The 24,949-nt window shown below is 53.4% G+C and carries 22 protein-coding genes; 7 read left to right on the top strand and 15 right to left on the bottom strand.

Translation table 11 applies throughout. The features are described 5' to 3' along the window. Positions 1–22 precede the first annotated feature (22 nt). Entirely contained in the window at positions 23–652 is a 630-nt protein-coding gene (locus tag IEX86_RS12040) for a phosphatase PAP2 family protein (protein ID WP_188866381.1), read from the top strand. A gap of 148 nt (positions 653–800) precedes the next feature. Further along, positions 801–1,664 carry an oxaloacetate decarboxylase gene (locus tag IEX86_RS12035; protein ID WP_188866380.1) on the top strand — a complete coding sequence of 288 codons (864 nt, stop codon included), beginning with the start codon at positions 801–803 and terminating at the stop codon, positions 1,662–1,664. 76 nt (positions 1,665–1,740) lie between these two features. On the opposite strand, the gene cyoB is transcribed toward IEX86_RS12035, so the two are convergent. The 3 genes from cyoB to IEX86_RS12020 all read right to left on the bottom strand — a co-directional run bounded on the left by cyoB (position 1,741) and on the right by IEX86_RS12020 (position 6,758). Next, the gene (gene cyoB, locus IEX86_RS12030) at positions 1,741–3,765 is read right to left on the bottom strand and encodes a cytochrome o ubiquinol oxidase subunit I (protein WP_188866379.1); all 2,025 of its coding nucleotides are present in this window, start codon (positions 3,763–3,765) and stop codon (positions 1,741–1,743) included. A 201-nt stretch (positions 3,766–3,966) separates the two neighbouring features. After that, positions 3,967–4,377 (bottom strand): Cu(I)-responsive transcriptional regulator, encoded by a 411-nt coding sequence (gene cueR / locus IEX86_RS12025; RefSeq protein WP_188866378.1) that lies wholly within the window; start codon positions 4,375–4,377, stop codon positions 3,967–3,969. Further along, positions 4,374–6,758, bottom strand: coding sequence for a heavy metal translocating P-type ATPase (locus IEX86_RS12020; RefSeq protein ID WP_188866377.1), 2,385 nt, complete (start codon positions 6,756–6,758; stop codon positions 4,374–4,376). Before IEX86_RS12020 ends, cueR begins: the two co-directional genes overlap by 4 nt. Positions 6,759–6,959: 201 nt before the next feature. Here IEX86_RS12020 and IEX86_RS12015 point away from each other — a divergent pair, with 201 nt between their 5' ends. Beyond that, a complete protein-coding gene (locus IEX86_RS12015; protein WP_188866376.1) occupies positions 6,960–7,157 on the top strand; it encodes a heavy-metal-associated domain-containing protein in 198 nt (65 codons plus the stop codon). On the opposite strand, the gene IEX86_RS12010 is transcribed toward IEX86_RS12015, so the two are convergent. After that, complete coding sequence (locus IEX86_RS12010; RefSeq protein WP_188866375.1) at positions 7,136–7,768, bottom strand: TetR family transcriptional regulator; 633 nt, start codon at positions 7,766–7,768, stop codon at positions 7,136–7,138. The genes IEX86_RS12015 and IEX86_RS12010 overlap by 22 nt on opposite strands. Positions 7,769–7,895: 127 nt before the next feature. Here IEX86_RS12010 and IEX86_RS12005 point away from each other — a divergent pair, with 127 nt between their 5' ends. Continuing rightward, a complete protein-coding gene (locus IEX86_RS12005; protein WP_188866374.1) occupies positions 7,896–9,074 on the top strand; it encodes a Bcr/CflA family multidrug efflux MFS transporter in 1,179 nt (392 codons plus the stop codon). Between the two features lie 5 nt (positions 9,075–9,079). Here the strand turns inward: IEX86_RS12005 and IEX86_RS12000 are convergent, their stop codons facing one another. The 4 genes from IEX86_RS12000 to IEX86_RS11985 form a co-directional block, all read right to left on the bottom strand. Continuing rightward, positions 9,080–9,250, bottom strand: coding sequence for a hypothetical protein (locus tag IEX86_RS12000; protein ID WP_188866373.1), 171 nt, complete (start codon positions 9,248–9,250; stop codon positions 9,080–9,082). Between the two features lie 77 nt (positions 9,251–9,327). Then, entirely contained in the window at positions 9,328–12,561 is a 3,234-nt protein-coding gene (locus tag IEX86_RS11995) for a bifunctional diguanylate cyclase/phosphodiesterase (RefSeq protein WP_188866372.1), read from the bottom strand. Positions 12,562–12,711: 150 nt separating this feature from the next. Then, a complete protein-coding gene (locus IEX86_RS11990; RefSeq protein ID WP_188866371.1) occupies positions 12,712–13,731 on the bottom strand; it encodes a zinc-binding alcohol dehydrogenase family protein in 1,020 nt (339 codons plus the stop codon). A gap of 10 nt (positions 13,732–13,741) precedes the next feature. Further along, positions 13,742–14,035: a putative quinol monooxygenase gene (locus IEX86_RS11985; RefSeq protein ID WP_188866370.1), complete on the bottom strand. Its 294-nt coding sequence runs from the start codon at positions 14,033–14,035 to the stop codon at positions 13,742–13,744. A gap of 93 nt (positions 14,036–14,128) precedes the next feature. On the opposite strand from IEX86_RS11985, the gene IEX86_RS11980 reads away from it, so the two are divergent. Further along, positions 14,129–15,046: a LysR family transcriptional regulator gene (locus IEX86_RS11980; protein ID WP_188866369.1), complete on the top strand. Its 918-nt coding sequence runs from the start codon at positions 14,129–14,131 to the stop codon at positions 15,044–15,046. A 12-nt stretch (positions 15,047–15,058) separates the two neighbouring features. Here the strand turns inward: IEX86_RS11980 and hisN are convergent, their stop codons facing one another. Further along, positions 15,059–15,850, bottom strand: a complete 792-nt coding sequence (gene hisN, locus IEX86_RS11975) for a histidinol-phosphatase (protein ID WP_188866368.1) — start codon at positions 15,848–15,850, stop codon at positions 15,059–15,061. Positions 15,851–15,920: 70 nt separating this feature from the next. Further along, a complete protein-coding gene (locus tag IEX86_RS11970) occupies positions 15,921–16,868 on the bottom strand; it encodes an adenosine deaminase (protein ID WP_188866733.1) in 948 nt (315 codons plus the stop codon). A gap of 662 nt (positions 16,869–17,530) precedes the next feature. Between IEX86_RS11970 and IEX86_RS11965 the strand changes: the two genes are divergently transcribed. Then, positions 17,531–18,634 carry a calcium:cation antiporter gene (locus tag IEX86_RS11965; RefSeq protein WP_188866367.1) on the top strand — a complete coding sequence of 368 codons (1,104 nt, stop codon included), beginning with the start codon at positions 17,531–17,533 and terminating at the stop codon, positions 18,632–18,634. Between the two features lie 271 nt (positions 18,635–18,905). Here the strand turns inward: IEX86_RS11965 and IEX86_RS11960 are convergent, their stop codons facing one another. From IEX86_RS11960 to IEX86_RS11940, 5 genes are all read right to left on the bottom strand, one after another. Then, on the bottom strand, positions 18,906–20,114 hold the full coding sequence (locus IEX86_RS11960; RefSeq protein WP_188866366.1) for an ammonium transporter: 1,209 nt from the start codon (positions 20,112–20,114) through the stop codon (positions 18,906–18,908). Between the two features lie 258 nt (positions 20,115–20,372). Further along, the gene (locus IEX86_RS11955) at positions 20,373–20,963 is read right to left on the bottom strand and encodes an IMPACT family protein (RefSeq protein WP_188866365.1); all 591 of its coding nucleotides are present in this window, start codon (positions 20,961–20,963) and stop codon (positions 20,373–20,375) included. Next, positions 20,960–21,625 (bottom strand): TetR/AcrR family transcriptional regulator, encoded by a 666-nt coding sequence (locus IEX86_RS11950; RefSeq protein ID WP_188866364.1) that lies wholly within the window; start codon positions 21,623–21,625, stop codon positions 20,960–20,962. The genes IEX86_RS11955 and IEX86_RS11950 overlap by 4 nt, the downstream gene beginning before the upstream one ends. 80 nt (positions 21,626–21,705) lie before the next feature. Further along, on the bottom strand, positions 21,706–23,100 hold the full coding sequence (locus tag IEX86_RS11945) for a uracil-xanthine permease family protein (RefSeq protein WP_188866363.1): 1,395 nt from the start codon (positions 23,098–23,100) through the stop codon (positions 21,706–21,708). 176 nt (positions 23,101–23,276) lie between these two features. Beyond that, the gene (locus IEX86_RS11940; RefSeq protein ID WP_188866362.1) at positions 23,277–24,074 is read right to left on the bottom strand and encodes an outer membrane protein OmpK; all 798 of its coding nucleotides are present in this window, start codon (positions 24,072–24,074) and stop codon (positions 23,277–23,279) included. A 319-nt stretch (positions 24,075–24,393) separates the two neighbouring features. Here IEX86_RS11940 and IEX86_RS11935 point away from each other — a divergent pair, with 319 nt between their 5' ends. Then, entirely contained in the window at positions 24,394–24,795 is a 402-nt protein-coding gene (locus tag IEX86_RS11935; RefSeq protein ID WP_188866361.1) for a hypothetical protein, read from the top strand. The last annotated feature ends 154 nt before the right edge of the window (positions 24,796–24,949 follow it).

The raw sequence follows: 24,949 nt of genomic DNA, 5'->3' as shown, positions 1-24,949 counted from the left end.
TTGTAATTGAAGGGATTGAACGATGCATGCGTTGACAACCATTACCAACTTTGGTGATTCCTCGGTCATGTTGCCATGTGCATTCATTATTGCCATATGGTTGTGGCTTGGCGCTTCGCGCCGTACTGCATTGCTCTGGTTGTCGCTGGTCGGCGGTGCCTGTCTGCTGGTAGCCGTTTCCAAGATGGCCTTTTTTGGCTGGGGCATTGGTATTCGGGCTTATGACTTTACCGGTTTTAGCGGTCACTCCATGCTGGCCTGTAGTGTGATACCTGTATTGTTCTGGTTGCTGGCGGCCAAGGCTCGGCCTGTGGCCCGCTGGGCGTGTGCCAGTGCAGGGGCGCTGTTCGCACTGGTTATTGCCATCACTCGAATCAAGTTGGGGTTTCATTCGGTCTCTGAGGTGATTACCGGGGTTCCGATCGGCCTGGCCGCCAGCGGCGCCTTTCTTTGGTTTATGCGTGATGGCACGGTAGAGGTAAAATCCAACCTGGCAGTCATTGCAAGCCTTCTGGCACCTCTGCTGGTACTTTATGGGCTCAATGCACCGACCCAGCACTTCATGGAGGATGTGGCGACCAAACTGGCCAACGGCGCAAACCCCTATACACGTGCCCATCAGCGCGCAGGTGTTAAGCCAATAGGCGATTAGACCTTAGTAGGGTGTATGATGATGCGCCCGAGGAGTGGCAACTGCCATGAAGCAATCTTTTCTAGCGCAGTTGTCATAGAGGTATAGGTGTTGCACTCATGCTTCATCATCTGCTTCGAATCCATCAGTCCTGTCCTATGGAGGTCTTATGGCCACACCTTCGCAGCATGAGTTGCGAAAGCAGTTTCGTGCATTGCTTGAATCTAATAAGTGTTATGACGTTGGCTCGGTATTCGACCCGATGTCTGCCCGTATCGCGGCCGACTTAGGCTTCGAAATGGGCATTTTGGGTGGATCGGTTGCGTCGCTACAGGTTCTGGCAGCGCCTGACTTTTCCCTCATTACCTTAAGCGAATTCGTTGAGCAGGCGACCCGTATCGGTCGTGTTGCGACACTGCCTATCATTGCCGACGCCGATCATGGCTACGGTAATGCTCTCAACGTCATGCGTACCATTGTTGAACTCGAACGCGCCGGTGTTGCGGCGTTGACCATCGAAGACACTCTGCTGCCCGCTCAGTATGGTCGCAAGTCTACTGACCTGATTCCGTTGGATGAAGCTGTTGGCAAGATCCAGGCCGCTCTGGCAGCCCGTATTGATCCTGCACTAAGTGTCTTTGCCCGAACCAACGCAGGCGTGCTGAACGTTGAGCAAACCATTGAGCGCGCCCAGGCTTATCAAGAGGCAGGAGCCGATGGCATCTGCATGGTAGGGATCAAGAACTTTGATCATCTGGAGCAGATTTCCAGACACCTGAACGTACCGCTGATGCTGGTTGCCTATGGGAATCCCGAGTTGCGGGATTTCGAGCGTTTGGCCAGCCTGGGCGTGCGCATTGTTCTAAATGGTCATGCAGCCTATTTTGCGGCTATCAAGGCCACTTACGACTGCCTGCGTGAGCAACGTGGTATCCACGCTTCCGACCTGAGCGCTTCTGAGCTTTCGACGAAGTACTCCACGCTTGATGAGTACCGTGTCTGGGCACGTGACTACATGAACGTGGAAGAGTAAGACGCTTCTACGCGTCAGACTCCAGTGAGCCCAACTGCCTGCTGAACGGAGAAACTCCACTCAGCAGGCGGGCCGCTTAAACCATCGTATATGCCTTGGATGACGCTGCATCATCCTGGCTCACGCCCGTACACTGTTCCCGCTGCGCCTTGTGCGCCTCTTCTATACGGGCCACTTCCTGTGCAGGAATGTAGTAACCATTATCGTCCTTGAAGCTATGCAGGATGGCCGTGACGATCATGCCGAGGAGTCCCAGAATAGCCATCCACCAGATGTACCAGATCAAGCCGAAGCTCATCAAAAAGCTGAAGCCGGCAATGATCAGTCCAGCGCCGGTATTACTCGGCATATGGATATCCTTGTAATCCGCCTGGTGCTTTTCCCTGACGCCATGTTCCTTCATGTCCAGATAAGCATCGATCCCCTGAACTTCCGGAAGCTCGGCAAAATTATAGGGCGCCGGAGGAGAGGACGTTGACCATTCCAGCGTCCGGGCATCCCAGGGATCACCGGTCAGGTCCCGGTTGTGGGCGCGCTGGTGAATGCTGACGAACAGTTGTGCAATCTGACAGATGATGCCGCACAGGATCGTCAGTGCGCCGATAGCGGCCACAATGAGCCAAGGGTGCCAGTCCGGGTTGGCATAATGATTCAGGCGGCGTGTCATGCCCATAAAGCCCAGCACATATAGCGGCATAAAGGCCAGGTAGAAGCCGACCACCCAGAAGCCCATCGCGTAGCGGCCAAGCCGCTCGTTCAGCGTGAAGCCAAACATCTTCGGGAACCAGTACGTGATACCGGCAAAATAGCCAAACAAGGCTCCGCCAATGATCACATTATGGAAGTGCGCTACCAGGAACAGGCTGTTGTGCAATACGAAATCGGCACCCGGTACGGCCAGTAGCACACCGGTCATACCACCAATGGTAAAGGTCACAATGAAGGCGACCGTCCATAGCATAGGCGTGGTGAATTGAATCCGCCCCTTATACATGGTGAACAACCAGGTAAAGATCTTCACGCCCGTTGGGATGGCAATGATGCTGGTGGCAATCCCGAAGAATGCATTGACGTTGGCGCCCGAACCCATCGTGAAGAAGTGATGTAACCACACAAGGAACGAAAGAACCGTAATCGCAACCGTTGCCCAAATCATCATGTTGTAGCTGAACAGACGCTTGCGGGTAAACGTTGCGGTTACCTCGGAGAACACTCCAAATGCAGGCAGAATGAGGATGTACACCTCAGGGTGGCCCCAGGCCCAGATGAGGTTTACGTACATCATGGCGTTGCCGCCCAGCTCATTGGTAAAGAAGTGCATCCCCAGGTAGCGGTCCAGGCTTAGAAGGCCCAAGGTTACCGTCAGGATCGGAAAGGCTGCCAGAATCAGTACGCTGGTACAAAAGGCCGTCCAGGTAAAGATCGGCATCTTCATCAGCGTCATGCCGGTGGTACGCATCTTCAGGATCGTGACAAAGAAGTTGAGGCCTGTCAGCAGCGTGCCAAGCCCTGAAACCTGCAGGCTCCAGATATAGTAATCCACGCCAACGCCAGGGCTGTGCTCGATCCCGGACAACGGTGGGTACGCAACCCAGCCTGTTTTGGCAAACTCTCCCAGGCCGAGCGACAGGTTGACCAGCAACGCTCCAACAACGAACAGCCAGAAGCTGAGCGAGTTGAGAAACGGAAAGGCCACGTCACGCGTTCCAATCTGCAGCGGTACGACGACATTCATCAGGCCGACCACCAACGGCATGGCCACGAAAAAAATCATGATCACGCCGTGAGCGGTAAAGATCTGATCATAGTGGTGTGGCGGCAGGTAGCCTTCTGCACCACCTGCAGCAATGGCCTGCTGGGCGCGCATCATGAGCGCATCCGAGAACCCTCGAAGCAGCATTACCATGGCAACGATGATGTACATCACGCCAATTCGCTTGTGGTCGACCGATGTCAGCCATTCCGACCACAACCAGCGCCACTTGCGAAAGTAGGTAAGGGCACCAAGGGAGGAGAGGGCCACCAGAATAATAAAGCCAATGGCTCCCATGATAATGGGTTCGTGAATCGGAATGTCCGATACACTGAATCTTCCGTACATTCGCATTGCTCCTCATGTAACTAGGCGTAATGTCCTGAACGCAGGCGATTTCGTTAGTTCCACAGAAGGCTGGATCAGACGCGGGTAAGGCTAGTTTGTGATTAGCGTCTAGCATGCAGCTGAACGCCTTACTCCAACCAAGCACAACCACGAGCTCTAGCATGAGAGAGGGCGTCGCCCTTCAGGACTACTAGCCTCAGGTCAGGAACTGCAATGGCGACAGGGAGCTTTGTCCAACGAGTCCAGAATCGCGCATTCAGGATGCTCATTGCCCGGGCATTGATCGACCAACTGCTGCAGGGTATCGCGCAGGCTGGCCAGTTCGGCAATCTTACGATTCAACTCCTCCACATGCGCGCTGGCCAGGGCCTTTACCTCGGCACTGGAACGGTGGCGATCACGCCATAACCCCAACAGTTTGCCGACTTCCTCAAGCGAAAAACCCAGATCGCGGGAGCGCTTGATGAAAGCCAGTGTATCCAAGTCACTGGTGCGGTACTGTCGATAGCCACTCGCGCTGCGTCCGGCAGGGTCGAGCAGTCCGATATTTTCGTAATAGCGAAGCATCTTGGGGGTAAGCCCGCTTTCACGGGCTGCTTGGCTGATATTCATGACAGGCTTATGTTCTCCGGTTGCCAACGTTTGAGCAGCAGGGCGTTGCTGACTACGCTCACGCTGGAAAAGGCCATGGCAGCCCCGGCAAAAACAGGGTCGAGCAGTCCAAACGCTGCCAGCGGAATGCCGATGACATTGTAGATAAAAGCCCAGAATAGGTTCTGGCGGATCTTGCGATACGTACGGCGGCAGATATCCAGCGCGCCCGGCACCAGCGCGGGGTCACCGCGCAACAGGGTAATCCCGGCAGCATGCATCGCCACATCGGTCCCGCTGCCCATTGCAATGCCTACATCGGCTGCGGCCAGCGCTGGTGCATCATTAACTCCATCACCCACCATGGCTACGCAGCGACCCTGCGATCTAAGCTGCTGCACCACGGCGGCCTTGTCGGCTGGCAGAACCTGCGCATAGACGTCTCGGATGCCGGTCTGCTGGGCGACCGCTCGCGCGCTGCCCTCACTATCGCCTGTGATCAGATGGCTGCTAACGTGATGCTTTTCAAGCGTGGCAATAGCATGGCTAGCCCCGGGTTTGAGCTCATCGCCAAAGGCCAGGAGTGCCAATATCTTTGGTTCGGGTTGCTGCTCGATCAACCAGGACAAGGTACGGCCTTCCTTTTCCCAGGCACTGGCCTGTGCTGTTAAGGTGCCCTTATCAAGCCCTAGTTCATTGAGTAGCCGACCATTGGCCAATGCCAATAGCCGATTTTCGATATGACCTTGAATGCCTCGTCCTGGCAAAGCGCGGACATTGTCAGCGACTGGAGCATCCCGCTGATTTTGATTACAAGCTTCAAGAACTGCTTGGGCCAGGGGGTGCTCGCTGCCTCGCTGTAATCGGGCCGACAGCATCAGCGCCTCTTGCTCGCTGATGCCGTTAGGTGCCAGATGAATCAGGCGAGGCTGTCCGGAAGTCAATGTTCCAGTCTTGTCGAACGCGACGGTATCGACCGCATGAGCGACCTCCAGCGTCATGGCGTCCTTGATCAGAATGCCGTGACGGGCTGCGACTCCTGTGCCTGCCATAATCGCAGTTGGTGTCGCCAGCCCCAGGGCACAGGGACAGGCAATAACCAGCACAGCAACAGCATTGATGAGCGATGTTTCCCAACCTGCTTCTGCCAACAGCCAGCCGACTAACGTCAGTACGGCGATTCCCAGCACAACAGGGACAAAGACCTCACTCACACGGTCAACCAGACGCTGGATTGGAGCCTTGGCCGCTTGTGCGTCTTCCACTAACCGAATGATCCGCGCCAATACACTTTCACTACCCAGCGCCGTAACGCGAACGGTCAGTACACCTTCGCCATTAATAGCGCCGCCGGTTACATGATCACCTGGCCCCTTGGGCACCGGACGGCTTTCTCCGCTGATCAACGCTTCGTCGGCATGGCTATCGCCTGATTCAACGAGGCCGTCTACCGGAATCCGCTCACCCGGGCGGATACGTACCCGATCATCTATCTTGAGCTCAGCCAGACTGACGTCATGCTCCTGACCGTCTGCGGATAGCCTTAAGGCCCGCTCCGGTCGCAGTGCTTGCAGAGCTCGGATGGCATCGCCGGTCTGTTGCTTGGCTCGACTTTCCAGGTATTTACCCAGGCGAACCAGCGCAATGACCACGGCTGCCGCCTCGAAATACAGGTGCGGCATGCTGCCTTGTGGCGCGCTCCACCATTGATACAGGCTAAGGCCATAGGCGGCACTGGTCCCGAGGGCAACCAGCAAATCCATATTGCCGGAGCGAGCACGTATGGCTCTCCAGGCGGCAACATAAAAGCGAGCCCCCAGCAGGAACTGTACGGGTGTAGCCAGTGCAAATTGCGCCCAAGGCGGCAACATGACGTGAATGCCCAGCGGCTGCAGTAGCATGGGCACAACAAGAGGGAAGGCCAGCAGTAGCGCGAGAATCAAGGCGCCTCGCTCTCGAGCCAGACGTTGGTCAGGCGAGGCGGTATTGTGCTCGTTGGCAAGGTTGGCCGTGTAACCCGCCTTGTTTATCGCGGCCAGAAGCAGGCTTGAATCCGTTCCAGGTAACAGCTCAACATGAGCCCGCTCGGAAGCCAGATTTACGCTTACGTTATTGACGCCTGAGACCTTGCGCAGTGCGCGCTCTACTCGGTTGACGCAGCTGGCGCAGGTCATGCCGGTAACGGCAAGTTCGAGTGACTCGGTAGGAACGCTGTAGCCGGCGCGGGCAATGGCTTGCTGCAGTGTGGGAAGCAAGCCGTCAGGCGCTTTGACCCGGACACGCTCACTGGCCAGGTTGACGCTGGCGCTCTCTACACCTTCGACTTTCTTTAGGGCGCGCTCCACCCGACCGGCGCAGGCGGCGCAGGTCATGCCGTGTACGGGTAGGTCGAATTCGGTCATGGTTAATCTCCTCGTCTCAGCGTAGAGGATCAACCTTGACCTTGTGTTAAGGTCAAGCGCTGCCGCCCATTAATGTTATTTAGCTAACGGCAGCATGCCAGACCATCATGCTCGGGTGATCCAAATCAACATTAGTCGCCGCGCTTGACCTTGACCTCGTGGAAAGGTTGAAAATGAAATTTTCTGGTAAGGAGAGACACCATGCATACCTTTAACGTACAAGGCATGAGCTGTGGCCACTGTGTCAAGGCGGTTACCCAGGCGGTTACAGCAATAGACGAAGCGGCCAAAGTCGATGTGGACCTGCAAAACGGCAAGGTTACTGTAGACAGTCGTGAAGCACCCGAACCGCTGCTCGAGGCTATTCGCGAAGAAGGCTATACCGCAGACATCGCCTGATCCCAATCTCGTGCCAAACCACGGAAGGTGGCGTCGATCAGGATCTCTAATTCTTTAGTGGGATCAAACAGCTTAGGATCACGAAGCCAGTCGCTGATCAAGCCAATAAACATCGAGTGAACAGCCTGGGCGGCCAAACGTGGTGTGACACCCGGTTGCAAGCGACTCTTCTGATCCATCCAGATCTTTTCACACAGCTCGATAAACTGGGAAATAAAAACGTTATTGCGCTCTTCCGCTTCGCGCAACTCCTCCGTGAATTCGCAGCGGTGCAGCAGGATGGTCATGATCCGGCGGGTACGCTCGTCCTGCGTCATCCGCATCATACCATTCACACATAGATCTCTCAGGGAGACGATAGGGTCCCGTCCCTGGCAGCTACAGAGTTGCTGGGTCAACACTTCCATGGGGGTACGAACTTCATTGAGCATTTCATAAAACAAGTGCGCCTTGTTCTGAAAATGCCAATACACCGCTCCTCGTGTGACTCCGCATTCACGAGCTATCATCTCAAGACTTGTATGCGCCACGCCATTGGCGAGAAAGAGCTGTTCAGCGGCTTCGATAATGTCGCGTCGCGTCTGCTCGGCTTCTTCTTTCGTTCTGCGCATAAGTTTCGTAGGAAATCAGAGTTCAAAACAATAGTTTAACGGTTGGTTATGTATTTACAAACATTGTTGTATGTAACTACATGACAGTTCATCGCATTTGGGCCGCAGGCCTCTCCGGATTTGCTCAATGACATTTCATATTTTGTTGATGTTGGGCGCGCTCAGCGCGTTTGCTCCTTTTGCTATCGATATGTATCTGCCGTCGTTCCCAGCATTGGCTCAGGCCTTTTCGACAGACATAGAGCATGTCCAATTGAGCCTTTCGGCTTACTTTGCAGGCTTGTCCATTGGCCAGTTGTTTTATGGACCGCTGGCGGATCGGTTTGGTCGGCGGATACCGCTGTTGACCGGTATCGCTCTATTTACGATCGCTTCGCTGGCGTGCGCCATGGCACCTACGTTGGAGTGGTTGATTGCAGCACGTTTTGTTCAGGCGCTGGGCGGCTGCGCAGGCATGGTAATTTCGCGGGCAGTGGTTCGTGACCTGTGCGATCCCATTCACGCGGCCAAGGCCTTTTCCCAGATCGTCCTGGTGACCGGCGTTGCGCCGATTTTGGCGCCCATTGGCGGAGGGTTCCTGCTCAACCATGTAGGTTGGCAAGCCATTTTTATCAGTCTGGTGGTCTTTGCCATACTCTGTGGCAGTGCAGTTGCCCGGTGGTTACCGGAAACCCTGCCGCCTGAAGCGCCGCGTCCTCTTTTGCGCAACGCGCTGCGTCAGTACTGGCGCATGCTGGGTGATAAGACCTTCATGGGGTTTGCCTTGATTGGCGGCATTTCCATGGCAGGCATGTTCGCGTATATCGCAGGCTCGCCGTTTGTGTTCATTAATCTTTATGGCGTACCGGCAGAGCATTTCGGTTGGGTCTTTGGCAGCAATGCGGCGGGCTTTATTCTATTTAGTCAGATTAATGCGCGTCTTTTGAGCCGGCATGGGCCCTCTTGGCTACTGGCGCGGGCGACACGTTTCTATGGTCTGGCAGGGGTATTGCTCTTGATCGTAGCTGCGTTTCAACCGGCTACGCTGTGGTGGATCGGGGTTCCGCTGTTTTGCTGCATTGCTTCGCTAGGCGGCATCATTCCCAACGCTTCTGCCTGTGCAATGGCTGGTCAAGGTAGCAATGCTGGCAGTGCCTCAGCACTACTGGGCTGCCTTCAGTTTTCCATCGCGGCCTTTTCTTCGGCGGCGGTAGGTATGCTGCATGACGATACAGCCCGGCCAATGGCAGGCATCATTATGATCTGTGGTGTAGCAGCAGCGGTACTGGCCTGGCTGACAACGCGCACAAGGCCAGTACCCTACTGATTCGATCAGGCTGGAAGGCTTTCCGGAAGTTTATGAGGGGCTTTTAATCGAGCATTAAGTTTATCAACGTACGTACGCGCTTCGGCCTCGGTTTTAAAGATGATGGCTTGATCATCCAGACGAACTTGCCAACTGCTCTGAGGCGAGCGCGTCAACGGGCGGACTTCAACTTTCATTGCATATTCCCCCTTTCTTCGGTTGTCGGTGGGCGCTTAGTGTAGACCTCAATTAGGTTACAGAAGCGTGACTTGGATCAAGTTAGTGATCGGTGGTAATCGTAATACCATTTCTCGAAGGCTTCCGGTGGAAGCGGAGGGCTGAACAGATAACCCTGGCATTGTTGACAACCCAGTTTACGGATAACTTCCAACTGTTCGTCGGTTTCGACGCCTTCAGCTAGAACATCCAGATGCAGGCTGTGCCCCAAGGCAATAATGGCGGATGCAATGGCCTGATTGCCATGCTCGCCATTATCAGTGCGGATATCACGCATAAAGCTCTGGTCGATCTTGAGTTTATCCAGCGGAAAGCGGCGCAGATAGGCAAGAGATGAGTATCCGGTGCCAAAGTCATCAACGGCGATGCGTACTCCAAGCGTTTTTAAGGCCGCCAGACTGGTCAATGCCATTTCCACATTTTCCATGAGTGTGCCTTCGGTGATCTCCAACTCCAATTTATTGGCAGGAAGGCGTTGCCGATTCAGGGCTTTGGTAATACGTTCGGCAAGATCTGCTTGAGCAAACTGCCGGGGAGAGAGGTTGACGGCCATAATGTCGAGCTCAAGCCCTTTGTCGAGCCACTCGCGGATCTGATGACAGGCCTGCTCCAGGATCCAGAAACCCAGCGGTATGATCAGTCCGGTTTCTTCTGCCAGGGGAATGAAGTCGGCCGGGGATATCATCCCGAACTCCGGATCGCGCCAACGTACCAAGGCTTCTGCGCCAATGGGTTGGCCTGTCGCCACATCAATAAGGGGTTGGTAATACAGCACGAAATCGCAACGCTGTAGTGCTACGCGTAGACGAGACTCCATACTTAACCGTCGGCGAGCCTGATCCGTTAATGCCTGCGTATAGAAGCGATAGGTGTTACGGCCTTGGTTTTTTGCCAGATGCATGGCCGCGTCCGCGTTACGTATCAATTCATCGGCAGTGGCGCCATCGCTGGGATGGACACTAATGCCGAGGCTCAGGCTAAGGAACACTTCCTGGCCATCTGCCAGACGCAAAGGCGCTTCGAAAAGCTGACGTAAATTCTGTGCGAGCGTTGCCACTTCATCGAGCCGCTCGAATTGCTCGAGGATGACAAGGAATTCATCTCCGCCGATACGCGCCAGAGTGTCTTCTGGCCTCAGACCGGATCTGAGAGTGTCTGCTACCGCATTGATCAAATCATCTCCAGCCGGATGACCATAGCTTTCATTGATCGTACGGAAGTGATCAAGATCGAGTAGCAATACAGCCAATTGGCCTTCGCCCTGTAAGCGTTTCAAGGCGTGGTCAAGGCGGGTACGGGCAAGCAGGCGATTAGGCAGGTCCGTCAGTGGATCGAAGTGGGCAAGGTGTGCCAGTCGTGCTTCGCTTTCTTTAAGCTGGCTGGTATCGCTTAACACCATGACAAACTGGCGCTGATCCTGCTGCCAGATCTGGCTGATGGTAAGCCAGCCAGGGAAGTTCATGCCATTAGGGCGGCGCCATAGCACTTCACCCTCCCAATGGCCTTCCCGTAACAGCGTGCGCCATAGGGTGCGGTAGAAGTTATGATCCTGACGACCACCTTGCGGCAGTGGCAGTTGCTGGCCCTGCAAGTCTGCAATGGAGCGGTTGCATAGTGCCTGAAAAGTTGGATTGGCCAACAGGATACGGCGCTGCTGGTCGAGCACTACAATGCTGTCACGGCTGTTCTCGAACAGCGCCGCTGCTTGGCGCAACGACTCTTGCTGCGCTTTACGCAAGGTAATGTCTTCGATTACCGCAATGAAGTATTGCGGCTCACCTTGCGTACTTCGAATCAGCGTTACGTTCAAATCTGCCCAGATGACGCGTCCATCCTGCCGGGCATAACGTTTTTCAAGCTCGTAACTGTCCCTTTTCCCCGCAAGCAGCTCTTCGACCTGCTTGGCTCCTAGGGGCAAGTCCTCAGGGTAAGTAATGTCATGAATGGTTAAGTTCTGTAAGTCATCATGGGCATATCCCACCATCTGGCAAAAATATCGGTTGGCTCGCATCCATTTGTAGTCCAGCCCTACTAGAGCAATACCGATAGCAGCATGCTCGAATGTTGCGCGGAATCGATGTTCGATCTCATCCCGTTCCTGCGTGTAGCGTTGTTGCCGGATAGCCAGTGCTGCCAGTCGGGTGAACTCATTGACCAGTGCAATGGTGGCCTGCTCCGGTGAGGTGCGCGTGTAATAGTAGATACCGAACACCCCAACGGCGCTTTCGGTTTCATCGCGAATCGGCAAAGACCAGCCAGAGCGGATATCGGCTTGCAAAGCGGCTTCACGCAGACCTATCCAGTTGGGATCTTGTTCTATGTCCTCGCTAACGACGAGCCCGTTACGATAGACCGCTGCGCCACACGTGCCTGAGTCTGGCGCAATGGGTGAGTCTTCGATGGCCTTGATATAGGTATCAGGCAAGCTTGGCGCAGCGCTGACGGATAGCTTTTTACGCGAGCCATCAGCTAGCTGAATGATGACACGCATCTCTGGAAAGATACCCTCCAGGCGCTTGGCGATACCCGTAAGAATGCTGCTTTTAGTGTGTCCCTGCAGTAACTCATCAAGCACAGCATTGCGCGCACGCTGCAGCTCATCGGCTTGGAACTGATGGTGAATGTCGGTAATGGTTCCTTGCAGGCCTTCATCGATAACCTTATGGATCTTGAACGAGATCCAACGATGCGAGCCGTCTACCTGACAGAGGCGCAGCGTTGCTGACCAGTCATGCCGTGTGCCATCACGAAACTCGTTGAGCATCTGTTGGATAGATTGATTTTCCTGACTGTGGAAGCATTGGAAAACCGAGCCGCCTACGGTCTGCGAAATAGCCTTTTGGGTCAGTCTCTCCCAGGCAGAGCTGAGAAAGCGCCAATGACCATCCAGGTCGATGAGAAAGGCTACTAGAGGTAGATGATCAAGAATGTCTTGATAATGAGGTGCCTCAGCCTCCGTTTGAATGGGTGGCTGCAGTGGCGGTTGTTCATTAGTCGTCTGTGCGGTCGTGCCTAGCGTTTGCTGCAATTGCTCTACATGCCGTTGCAGCTCATCAATCAGCTGCTGGCGCGCCCGTTGCTCTCGACGAATATGAAAATAGAGCAGAACGGCAATGCCGCAAACAAAGACGATGCCTTTGACTGTTTGCAGGGCACTCAGCGTACTGGTACTAAGTGACGCATGATCCAGAAGGTAGTCGGTAACACCTACCCACGCAATGCCGATCAGGGCATACAGACCAGCCAAGCGAAATGGATGAAATGTCCGCATCCGTGTCCCCATCGTTCGCGTACAGCGAAAGCTGATATTCACAGTGGACAGGGCAGGGTGTGACGAGGTTCACTGTCACTCCATTGGTCATGGCCTTAATTGCCAATGGAAGCGGGCCCGGCAATGGCATTGATACCGGGCCCCCAGCGATTAGAAGCCTTCTAGCACAAGCTTGCCTTTAGCCTTGCCGCTTTCCAGAAGGGCATGGGCGCGACGAAGATTTTCGGCGTTGATCTTTCCGTAATGCTCTCCGAAGGTTGTACGTAGCACACCGCTATCGATCAGCTGGGCAACGTCGTTGAGCAGGTTGTGTTGTTCCTGCATATCCGGCGTCTCGTACAGCGAGCGGGTGTACATCAGCTCCCAATGCAGCGATAGGCTTTTGCGTTTGAGCGGTACGGCATCCAGGGTTTCCGGATCGTCTATGAGGCCGAGCTTACCTTGGGGCATCAGGGATTCGACGATCTGCTCATAATGACGATCCGTCTGGGTCAGGCTGGCCACATAAGTAACCTGTGGAATGCCAATACGCTTGAGTTCTTCACTCAGCGGTTTGCTGTGGTCGATTACATGGTGTGCACCAAGCTCAGTCACCCATGCCTGGGTTTCAGGGCGAGAAGCCGTACCGATGACGGTCACTCCAGTCAGTTGGCGAGCTAGCTGAGTCAGGATCGAACCCACGCCACCTGCCGCGCCCACGATCAGCAGGGTTTCACCCCGGTCGGTCTTGTCGCGTGCAACACCTAGGCGATCAAACAGCAGCTCCCAGGCAGTGATGGATGTCAATGGCAGAGCAGCAGCCTGGGCGAACTCAAGCGACTCAGGCATACGGCCCACGATGCGCTCGTCAACCAGTTGTAACTCACTATTGCTGCCTGGGCGTACCAGTGATCCGGCATACCAGACCTTATCGCCCGGTTTAAACAGGCTGACGTCGCTGCCTACCGATTTAACTACACCTGTAGCATCCCAGCCGAGAATACGCGGCTGAGACTCGTCGGCATGCGGTACATAGCCCTGGCGAACCTTGGTATCTACTGGGTTGACCGAGACCGCTTTGACTTCAACCAGCAGATCACGCGGGCCTGGTGTTGGCTCAGGCAGTTCGATGTCTTGCAAGCTGTCGGGATTATCGACAGGCAGGCATTTATAATGTGCGACCGCTTTCATGCGCTATTCCTCAAGAGATTCGGTACATCTTGGTTACGCTGAATTTTTCAGCGGTACGCTCGATAACGGGTAATGCAGCCTGAAAATGGGGCGTAGCCTCATGTTCAGACAAGGCCGCTTCGTCACGCCATTGCTCGATCATATGGAAAGTGCGGGGCTGCTCGGCATCGCGATGGAAGTCATACTGGATACAGGCGTCTTCGGCACGGCTCTGGGGCTGCAACCCACGAAGAGTTTGCTCCAGTTCAGCTTCGGAACCTTCTTTGGCAACTAGGGTAGCAACCAGGGTCAAGGGAGTAGTCATCGTATTTCTCCTGTGAAGTGAAATAATAGTGTTCTCTTTCGGCAGGCGATAAAAGCCGTTATAAAGCAAGGCTCTTTCAATAAAATATTGAAAATGATCCGTCTAGCTGACTTACAACTGTTTGTTAGGACTGTGGAATGCGCCAGTCTTTCCGCAGCAGCACGAGAATTGGGCCTGTCGCCTGCGGTGGCAAGCGCGGCATTAAAACGGTTGGAGGACACGCTCGATACTCGGCTCCTGGCCCGCTCGACTCGAAGTCTTCGGCTGACCCCCGAGGGGCAAATGTACTTGGAGCATGCACGGCAAGCTTTACTGAATCTGGAGGAAGGAAAGCGTCTTCTGGAGAGCGGCAAGGCTGGGATCAAAGGCGTGCTGCACCTGTCAGCACCTTCGGATCTAGGGCGTAATCATCTGTTGGGATGGCTTGATGAGTTTCAGGCTCTACACCCTGAAGTGAGTTTTCGTCTGCTCCTGTCTGATCATCTGAATGATCTGTTTCGCGAGTCCGTAGACATTGCTATCCGGTATGGCGCGCCTGAAGATTCCAGCCTGGTAGCGTTGTCATTGGCACCGCTTAACCGTCGTGTACTGTGTGCCTCGCCTGAGTACTTCACAAGACGGGGGCGCCCCCAGCAGCCAGATGAGCTGCGCCAGCATAACTGCCTGTGTTACATGCGTGGTTCCAAGGTCCATGACCGATGGGCATTCGACGATGGCAAACGACAGGTGATGGTAACTGTACAAGGAGATCGGGTGAGCGATGATGCCGATGTCATTCGGCGCTGGGCTGTTGCAGGGCAGGGGCTGGTCTATAAATCGTGGCTGGATGTAGCAAGCGACGTTGAAGCGGGACGATTAGAGCTGGCGCTACCTGAATGGCAGGGCGAGGTAACACCGCTTAACCTGCTCTGTCCGCACCGTGCTCAACTATCCAGCGCAGTTACACAGCTGCGGGATCTGGTTCGTCAGCATTGCCAGAAGCTCCTTGAAAAGGCGCCCTGGCAGCACTGAAAGGGATATAGATCAGGCGTAGGGGGCGAGCTGCTGAATGAGCTGGGCATGCAATGCCTTATCGCCGCACGCGATGATTGCGCCGCCGTTCTGTGCGTCACCGCCGTTCCAGCTTGTTATGACACCGCCAGCCCCTTCGATGATCGGAATCAACGCCTGCACATCGTAAGGTTGCAGGCTCGCCTCGATGATCACGTCGACAAAACCTGACGCCAGCATGCAATAGGCGTAACAGTCCCCACCGAATCGAACCAGCTGGGCCTGTTCGGCAATTCGTTCGAACGCGGCCAGGCGCTCTGGTGTATCGAGAATCTGTGGGCTCGTACACATCACGCGGGCCTTGGAAAGGCTGGCGCAGGCTCGGGTTTTCAAGGGTGCCCCGTTAAGCCAGGCACCTTCTGGCGTACCAACAAACCGTTCACCGGTAAAGGGCTGGTTCATCACGCCAATGACGGGGCGAGCCCCATCGTTCAATGCGATCAGCGTACCCCAGAGCGGTAGTCCGGTGATGAATGCACGCGTGCCGTCGATAGGGTCTAGTACCCAGGTCAGCGGAACACTGCCGGCGACCGCATCTTCTTCTTCACCCAGAATACCGTGCTCAGGAAACTCGCTCAGGATCAACTCACGCATGGCACGCTCGGCGGCTTTATCGGCTAGCGTGACAGGGTCAAACAGCCGTCCGCCTTTATCGTCCACCTGAAGCTGAGAGCGAAAATAAGGTTTGATGGCCACGGCGGCGGCATCTGCAAGGCGCTCGGCAAAGTATTGATACTGGGTTATTTCAGCGGCATTCAAGGGCATTGAGGTTCTCGGTAGCCATTACGGATAACACAATGAAAACCGGCCGCATAGAAGCGGCCGGTGGTATCTATTAGACCAGACGGGCGTCCAGACTATTTTGAGCCAGGCGCTTAGCCTGGTCTTGAGTCATGCCCAGACTTTCATGCAGGGCCATGAAGTTCTCGGTGACGTAGCCGCCAAAATAGGCGGGATCGTCTGAGTTCACAGTGACTTTCAAACCACGCTCAAGCAGCTTGAGAATGTTGTGCTGGCTCATGTCATCAAACACGCACAGCTTGGTATTAGACAGCGGACAGACCGTTAGCGGAATCTGCTGGTCAATCAGGCGGTGCAGCAGGCGCTCATCCTCGGCTGCTCGTACGCCATGGTCAATACGGACTACATTCAGCAAATCCAGAGCCTCCCAGATGTATTCGGGTGGGCCTTCCTCGCCGGCATGTGCCACGGCAACAAAGCCTTCGCTGCGTGCACGGTCAAAGACGCGTTTGAACTTGCTTGGCGGATGGCCCATTTCCGAGCTATCCAGGCCTACGGCAATGAATGCATCACGGAATGGCAGTGCCTGGTCTAAAGTCTTCTGGGCTTCGTCTTCGGACAGATGACGCAGGAAACTCAGGATCAAGCCGCTGGTTACGCCCAGCTTTTGCTCGCCATCTTTAAGCGCCTGCTGGATACCACGCAGGACCACTTCGAATGGAATACCACGGTCCGTGTGTGTCTGCGGGTCAAAAAACGGCTCGGTATGAATGACGTTCTGCTCCTTGCACTTGAGCAGGTAGGCCCAGGTCAAATCATAGAAATCTTCTTCTGTACGCAGAACGTTTGCGCCCTGGTAGTACAGATCCAGGAATTCCTGAAGATTGTTGAAGGAGTAGGCTTTGCGCAGCGCCTCGACATTCTCGAAGGGCAGCTGAATGCCATGGCGCTCGGCCAGCTTGAACATGAGCTCGGGCTCGAGCGTGCCCTCCAGGTGAAGATGAAGTTCGGCTTTGGGGAGGGCATTGAGCCAGTCGTACATGGTGGAGTTACTCATTAACAGCGATTTGCTGGAATTATGTCATGCCCTCTGGCGTTGCGCAGGCCTTTACTGCCTGAACGGGGATTTGAAGCAGGCAAAACGCTATTAACGCAAGCGCCAGGAAACGCGAGCCGATGACCTACTGCCACGTCAGCAATCTAGTGGCTTATACCTGTGCTGGCTTTCGACATAGCCATATTGCGAGTAACCCGTTCTTTTTACCCCTTGCTGTGGGTATGTCCAGCTGTGATCACCTACCGGCCCAACGTAGGGCATAGACAAATCCGACCTTGAGCAGATCGGCTACACGAGCACTCAGGGTGGCGACCAACCCTAAAGCGGCGACAACACCGCAAGTCAGTATTTTGAGAGTGCTTCTGTAAGGGTTCTGTCTTTTGGTCCTGCCAAAGACAGTGTGCAAATAAAAAGCTGATTAAGCAGACAACATCCTCCGAATGGTTCAAATACGGCATAAGTGCTGTTGGATCGATATCACAATGAAGCCAAACGGTGTAGATGGGCTTGTGAGATACCGCAAAAGCAGTGTGAAGATTTTTCAAAATGTCTGGCGAAACTACGTGCTGAAACATGTCGTAAAAAACATGCCGTCAATTGACTGGCCATTCGCCGTATCGAGCGAGCCCTTAAAGGATACGACTTACATGATTTCAACACTCAAAGGCGAAGCGTTTCTGCTTATCGCCATCGTAGCTGGTGTGCTGGCTTACATCTTCGAACATCAGCTGGTGGGAAGTGGCCAGACGATTGCTCTGGTTGGGGCAGCCGCTCTGATTGCTGCCATCATCTGCGCAGCGATGCGTGTCGCGCACCATGCCGAGGTACTGGCTGAAAAGGTCGGCGATCCTTATGGCACGATGATCCTGACACTGTCTGCCGTGTTGGTAGAGGTCATCATTCTGGCCATCATGATGGGTCATGATCATTCGCCAACCCTGGCACGGGATACGATTTACGCGGCAGTTATTCTTGATATCAATGGTCTGATTGGCCTGGCTGCGCTATTAGGAGGGCTCAAGCACGGTGAGCAGCGCTACAACGATGACTCCAGCCGCAGCTATGGGGTGATGATTCTCACCGCGGTGAGTATTTCCATGCTGGTGCCGGAGTTCATCCCAGTCCAGCATTGGCACCTGTACTCCGGGTTCACCATTGTGGTCATGGTGATGATGTACGGCTTGTTCTTGCGCATGCAAACCGGGCCGCACAGCTATTTCTTTAGCTACAACTACCCGGAAAAGAAGAAAAAGAAGCCAGCAGGCGAGGCCACTGCCATTGAGCACGACGCTCCGACAAGTACAGCCCTATCGGTTGGCCTTTTAATCGCAGGGGTTGTGGTAACAGGAGCTTTAGCCGAGGTGATGTCCAAGTCCCTGGGCGCTGGTCTTGAAGGCCTACCAGTTCCGCCAATGGTGTCTGCGCTTGTAGTTGCAGTTATCTCAGCGAGTCCGGAAATTCTCACGGCTTTGCGTGCGGCCATGGCTAACCGTATGCAATCAGTCATCAATATTGCCCTGGGTGCATCGCTCTCTACGGTAATTCTAACCGTACCGGTTGTTGAGGCCATTGCGCTTTACACCGGGCAATCTATACAGATGGCCATGACGCCGGTGCAAACTGTAATGATGGGAGTCACCTTGATCATCGCCGCCATTAACCTCAATGACGGCGAGACCAATGCCATTGAGGGCATGACGCATTTTGTCCTATTCCTGACCTTTATCATGCTGACAGTAATCGGCCTTTAATGGATAAGGGCGAGCCGCTTGAGGCTCGCCTTCCATCACCTGGTTTGCCGTATGTGCTACATACAAAGACAGTTAAAGATTCGAAGGGAGCTAAAGGGAAGGGGAATAGTAGCGAGTTGATCGTTTTTTGATCAGTTCTCTGCAAGCCATACGGTATAAGCCTTTGAGGTACATATCCTTGGCTTATCCACAGCCCCATCCACGCTAAGTGTGAGCAAACCGAACATTAAAAAGCACACATAGGCTCTACATGCACTTGTAAATCAAGCACTTATTCTTGATTAGTGGCAGAAATCCTGTGGATGGACAGATCCGCCCCATAGTATTCCTCTTCTTGGGTCAGACGCAGTCCAAGTGCTTTCTTGATTACGCCATAGATGATCAGTCCGCCTACCAGTGCTATCGCTACACCCATGAACGTTCCTACTAGCTGACTCATAAAGCTGACACCGCCACGGCCTTCAAATAGAGTCTGTCCAAAGATGCCACAGGCGATACCGCCCCAAACACCACACAGGCCATGCAGTGGCCAGACACCCAATACATCGTCGATTTTCCACTTCACTTGAGTTGCGGTGAATGCCCATACAAAGAGCCCACCGGCAACTAAGCCTGTCATCAACGCACCAATGGGATGCATGAGGTCCGAGCCCGCACACACAGCAACCAATCCCGCCAGCGGACCGTTATGCAGGAAGCCTGGATCATTGCGGCCAAAGATAAGCGAAGCCACTACGCCGCCAACCATTGCCATCAGTGAGTTCACGGCAACCAAGCCGCTGACGCCATCCAAAGTCTGAGCACTCATGACGTTAAAGCCAAACCAGCCAATGATCAGAATCCACGAGCCTAGTGCGAGAAAAGGAATATTGGATGGGGGGAAAGCCACCAATCTTCCATCGCGATAGCGTCCGTTACGCTGCCCTAACAAAAGGACAGCTCCCAGTGCAAGCCAGCCTCCAACGGCATGTACTACGACCGATCCGGCAAAGTCATGAAACTTGGCGCCAAATGATGCTTCAAGCCAGGCTTGTATGCCGTGATTATTGTTCCAGACGATCCCTTCGAAAAAAGGATAGATAAAGGCCACAATAAGTGCAGTTGCGCATAGCTGTGGTGCAAAGCGGGCACGCTCGGCAATGCCGCCAGAGATAATGGCTGGAATAGCTGCCGCAAAGGTCAGCAGGAAGAAGAACTTCACTAACGCGTAGCCGTTGTCCGCCATCAGTGCTTCAGCTGGCCCAAAGAAGTTGATGCCGTAGGCTACCCAATATCCGATAAAGAAATAGGCCAAGGTTGAAATAGCAAAGTCGGCCAGAATTTTCGATAGCGCATTTACCTGATTCTTCTGGCGAACTGTGCCTACTTCTAAAAAAGCGAAACCAGCGTGCATGGCCAAAACCATAACAGCGCCTACCAGAATAAATAATGTATTGGACCCATGGACCAAGAGGCTTACAGCACTTTGCAGTTCATTCATGATCGGTAGTTACACAAGAATAAATGGCAGCACCAAAAATAGTCAGCGGTCGATAGATGTGCACTGAAAAAGTGCATTTCACCTGGTGCTATCAACCCAGATTGGATTTTTAGTGCGTAGGCTTTATGGCATAGGAGGCAGACCCTTAAGCAGTAACTGCACGCTTATGGCGCGAGGCCTCGCTCGTACGCACCATCACAAAGCAATTCCTGTGCCGCTCGGGCTATAAGGATGAAGCAAGGTTCGCTCAGGTAAGGCTTATTCATGGAGACGGCTTAATGAAATTCGACCTCTACTGATGTCAGCCAAAAAGCGTTCCAGTGTAGGCAGATAGCCTTCTGGTAGTGCCAAGCGAATATCAACGCCCGAGGCACCGAACGCTTCGTCTTCTAAGAGGGCTTCAAAATCATGTAGCCTGGATTTGAGAAGTGGCAGTTCAGAGTAACTGCACTGGCAGGCCACCAAGATCCGCGGTACCAACTCTACGCGCTCAGCCTGTTGGAGGCATTTGGCAGCGCAGCCTCCGTAAGCACGTACTAACCCACCGGTACCCAGCTTGATACCACCAAACCAGCGCGTTACTACCACAACGATGCGGTCGCAATTTTGCCCTTCGATGGCCGCTAAAATTGGCCGGCCAGCAGTCCCGCCTGGCTCGCCATCATCATTAAAGCGATACTGCTGCCCAAGCTTCCAGGCCCAGCAATTATGAGTAGCGCCAGGATTGCTCACCCGATTGATAAATGTCTGTGCTTCGGCAGCGTTTGAAATGGGCGCGGCAAAGGCTAGAAAGCGGCTTTTGCGTATCTCTTCCTGAAACTCCGTTTCAACAGCTAATGTTTCGCTCATGTCCGGGTTGGCGGCTGCAAGCCACAGCCTTTCAATATAATGTGAGTCAGCGTTTGTGTCGCCGCTTCAAAATCCGGGTCAGTCAATTGCTCGCGTCCTGTTACATGGCAGATTTGGCTGGAAAAGTCAGCATAGTGCTGAGTACTGCCCCATAGCAGAAAAATAAGGTGTACAGGGTCCACGGGATCCATTTTGCCGTGTTTAATCCAGGCTTCAAAGACAGCCGCACGTTGCCGAAACCAGTGCTGATAGTCCTGATCAAAATACTCATACAGGCACGTACCTCCAGCAATGATCTCCATGGCAAAAATACGCGAGGCCAAAGGGTACTGCCGAGAGAAGTCCATCTTGGCTCGAATATAACGAGCCAGCGCTTCGGCAGGGTCATCTTCAACGGTAAGCGTATTGAATGTGCTGTCCCAAAGTTCAAGAATATTGCCCAGCACAGCCATATAAAGGCCTAACTTGTTATTGAAGTAATAATGCAAATTAGCTTTGGGTAAGCCGACTCGCTGAGCAATCGTATTCATGCTGGTGCCTTTGAAGCCATGCCGAGCAAACTCTTCTTCAGCTGCTGCCAGAATCAGCTCTTCGTTCTTCTGGCGTATTCGGCCGGCGGGCTTTTCGCCGCTTGGATGGTGCGCAGGTACTAGCAGGTTCATGGAGGGATCGTTTGTTGTCGTATTGAGTCTTCAATAACGCACTGTTCCGCCTGAAACAAGCACTACAGGAAAAATGCATTCTAAGGACGCGTCTTGCTCTCAAGATAGGCATCTGCATGCTGTGTTGTGCTTGCCAGTGTTGGCTTATCGTCAGGAAGTATCAGGTTCAAGATGATAGCCGTGACTCCGCCGCTAGTAATAGCGCTGTCAAACAGGCTTTTCACGAGATGAGGTAGTTGGTCGAGCAAAGTGGGTTGATTAGCTATGCCAAGACCTACACCTAATGAAGTCGCGATAATCAATAGGCTGCGCCGATCCAATGAGCAGTGTGCCAATAATCGAATTCCCGAAGCAGCTACGCTTCCAAAAAGCACCAGGGTTGCTCCTCCTAGTACGGGCTTGGGTATTTGCTGGAAAATGGCGCCCAGTATTGGGAAGAGTCCGAGCAGGATAAGTATGCCGCCGATGTAATAACCGACATAACGGCTGGCCACGCCGGAAAGCTGAATAACCCCATTATTTTGAGCAAAGGTTGTATTAGGAAACGTATTAAAGACGGAAGCGAGCAGACACGCTACGCCATCGCCCAGAATCCCTCCCCGAATACGCGTCATATAAGAAGATCCTTCGATAGGCTGTCGCGACAACATGCAGTTGGCAGTCAAATCGCCGGTGGTCTCGATAGTGCTGATCAGATAGATCAACGCTATTGGTAAGAAGGCTGTCCAATCGAAAGAAAAACCGAAGCGAAAGGGCTCCGGTATGCTGATCAAGGGAAGCGCAGGCAAAGGCTTCGGATCTAAAACGCCACTCAGCCAGGCAGCTAATTTCCCTATGGCAAGACTAATAATCACAGCGGATAGGCGTAACCATGGTTGAGTCGAACGATTCAACGCAATAACTACGCCCAGCACCAGCGTCCCTAGAGCCAAATGGATAGGAGCGCCGAAATTACTCGACTGTGCGCCTCCACCAAAATCGGTAATGCCCACACGTATCAGACTGACGCCTATCAGGGTAATGACGATACCTGTTATCAGTGGCGTAATGACCTTACGCAATAAGCCTATACAGCGGCTGAGAAATAACTGGATGAAGGCGCCGAAAAAGCACACACCAAAGATCATGGCAAGAATGTCTTCTGGCGTGCCGCCTCGCTGCTTTACGAGCATGCCCGCAGCCAACACGGCAGAAAGAAATGCAAAGCTTGTTCCCTGAAGACATAGCATTCCCGCACCTATGCCAAGTGCCCCTCGTGCCTGTAGAACAGTACCTACGCCTGAAACCATAAGCCCCATGCTGATCAAATAGGGTAAATGCTCCTGCAGACCAAGTGCGCTACCAATGATTAACGGAGGCGTAATAATCCCTACAAAGCTAGCCAGTACATGCTGAAAAGCTGCACAAAAAGCAATGAGAGGGGAAGGGTGGTCTTCAAGACCATAGAGCAGGTCGTTCGGCTTGTCTGAAGGCATGGCATCATTCTCAAGGCTAGGCTCTGTAACGCTTGAGTGCAAAAAGCTGACCATATGTTCAGGAATGGCAGGCGAGAGAGAAATGCTGGATCTTATGGCACTTATATACAGCTAGATAAGCCCAGGATGCACCACAAGCAGGCGTGGCGCACTAGATATGCGCCGCGCCTGAGTCATCAGAAGTGGTATTTAGCGATTACGCTAAAGGTATTCTGATCTGTTCTAAAGGCTTGACTGTCTTTGATACCGTATTTGTCGGACCAATAGTCGTATTCCACGCCTACATACATATGCTTGGCTTCGTAACCCATCGCTTTGCCAAGGTCATATTTGATCTGCGGATTAAAGTGAAAGTTGGCGTGATAACTACGACTGGGATTGTTGTTATCGTTTCTGTTATTAACGACCCAGTCGATATAGCCGTCGAACAAAATATCCGATCTACCTGCTGGGAACGTAATGGACCATGCAGGGGTAACCTGCCAGGCTCCAGAGCGAACTCGATTACCCTCAGCTTTGCGATAATAGAAGTTTAAAGTAAAGAAGTTGAAGCCAGGCACCTTGAGATCGAAGCCAGGGCCGATCAGGTAGCTGTCAACATCACCCTCACCAAACTCATAAGTGGTTGCCAACAGCACGTCAGTAATCGGGCCAAATTCAAACTTAGTACCCGTCAGCTTGCCTAGCGAAAGGCGAGGGCTGAATTCACCATAATAGCTATGATGACCGTTAGCATTGGAGCCGCCTACTCCGTTGTACCAACTGTTATCCACAAAGAACCAGAGATCGCCCCACGACCAGGCACTGGCATGTTCGAAGGTAATGGTCTGCTGTGTATCAGGATCGACCTTGTAATTTTGTCCATAAAGATAGGTCAGGCTGTTGTCCTGCCACTGCAGCATGCCATCAGCCATGGCGTTTCCTGTTAACAACAGGCCGCTGGCTAATACAAAGGAAGAAAGGGCGCGGCTCATTGTCTGCTCCTAGAGAGTAATCGTTTTGTATTAATAAATGCTCCAAACCTGTCCGCTCGGTCAGGCTTTTTCCCATTGAGCAAGAACAGAGCCAAGGTTTGGGCGGCGGCATTCTACAGAGGTAAAAGCCAAGCAAAAGGGCTTTTTAAATTAATCAGGTAGGCGGTAGGTAAGATAGACAAGCGCGCTTATCGAAATGGAAAAACATGCTTGTGGGTAATCAGAACTCAGGCAATCTGTCGATATATAGGGAAAGCTCTGTTCCAAGCCTGAGCAGAGCAATAAAAGTCATGACCAAGGGTGAGCAGGAGAAACCAATATGCGGCGTCCACTAAAGTTGTTAACAGGCACTTTAGCCCTTTATGCCAGCTTCGCCTGTGCCCAGATAATCAATAACCCAGGCGTGGCAGGCAGTTCTCCTTCCGTGTTGATGATTACACGAGGTGATACTGCTACTACATCTGCATGTGATGTAGGTATTTATCTAAAGAATGAGCTGGCGGCACGCTTAATGGCTGGGGAAAGCGTTTCCTTTAACCTTCCGCCTGGCGAAACCACCGTTGCGCTACGTTCGTTAGGGGCTGGCTATTGCTCCACACCAATGGCTTCAACAAAAAGCCAGTCGTTGCTGCTTACACCTGGCGAAATAAAGCAGTATCGCGTCGTTCAGAGCGAGCAAGGCTACTATCTCGCTCCTGTTGAGCTGTATAAAGGCCAATAAAGCTTAAGTTACTGAAATGTTTCAAATAAAGCTTGACCTGCTGCTTCAGGGGCCTATAATGCGCCCACTTCCGCTGCAACGGAACGGCAAAAAGTCTTGTAAATCAATGACTTAGCTGTCTGGTAGTGTTCAGGTCCAGACCTGATGGTAGCGG

The sequence above is a fragment of the Pseudomonas asuensis genome (genome assembly GCF_014646755.1).
Taxonomy (GTDB): Bacteria; Pseudomonadota; Gammaproteobacteria; order Pseudomonadales; family Pseudomonadaceae; genus Chryseomonas; species Chryseomonas asuensis.
Note: the sequence above shows the minus strand (reverse complement) of the source record. Positions and strands in the feature narration are given on the sequence as shown.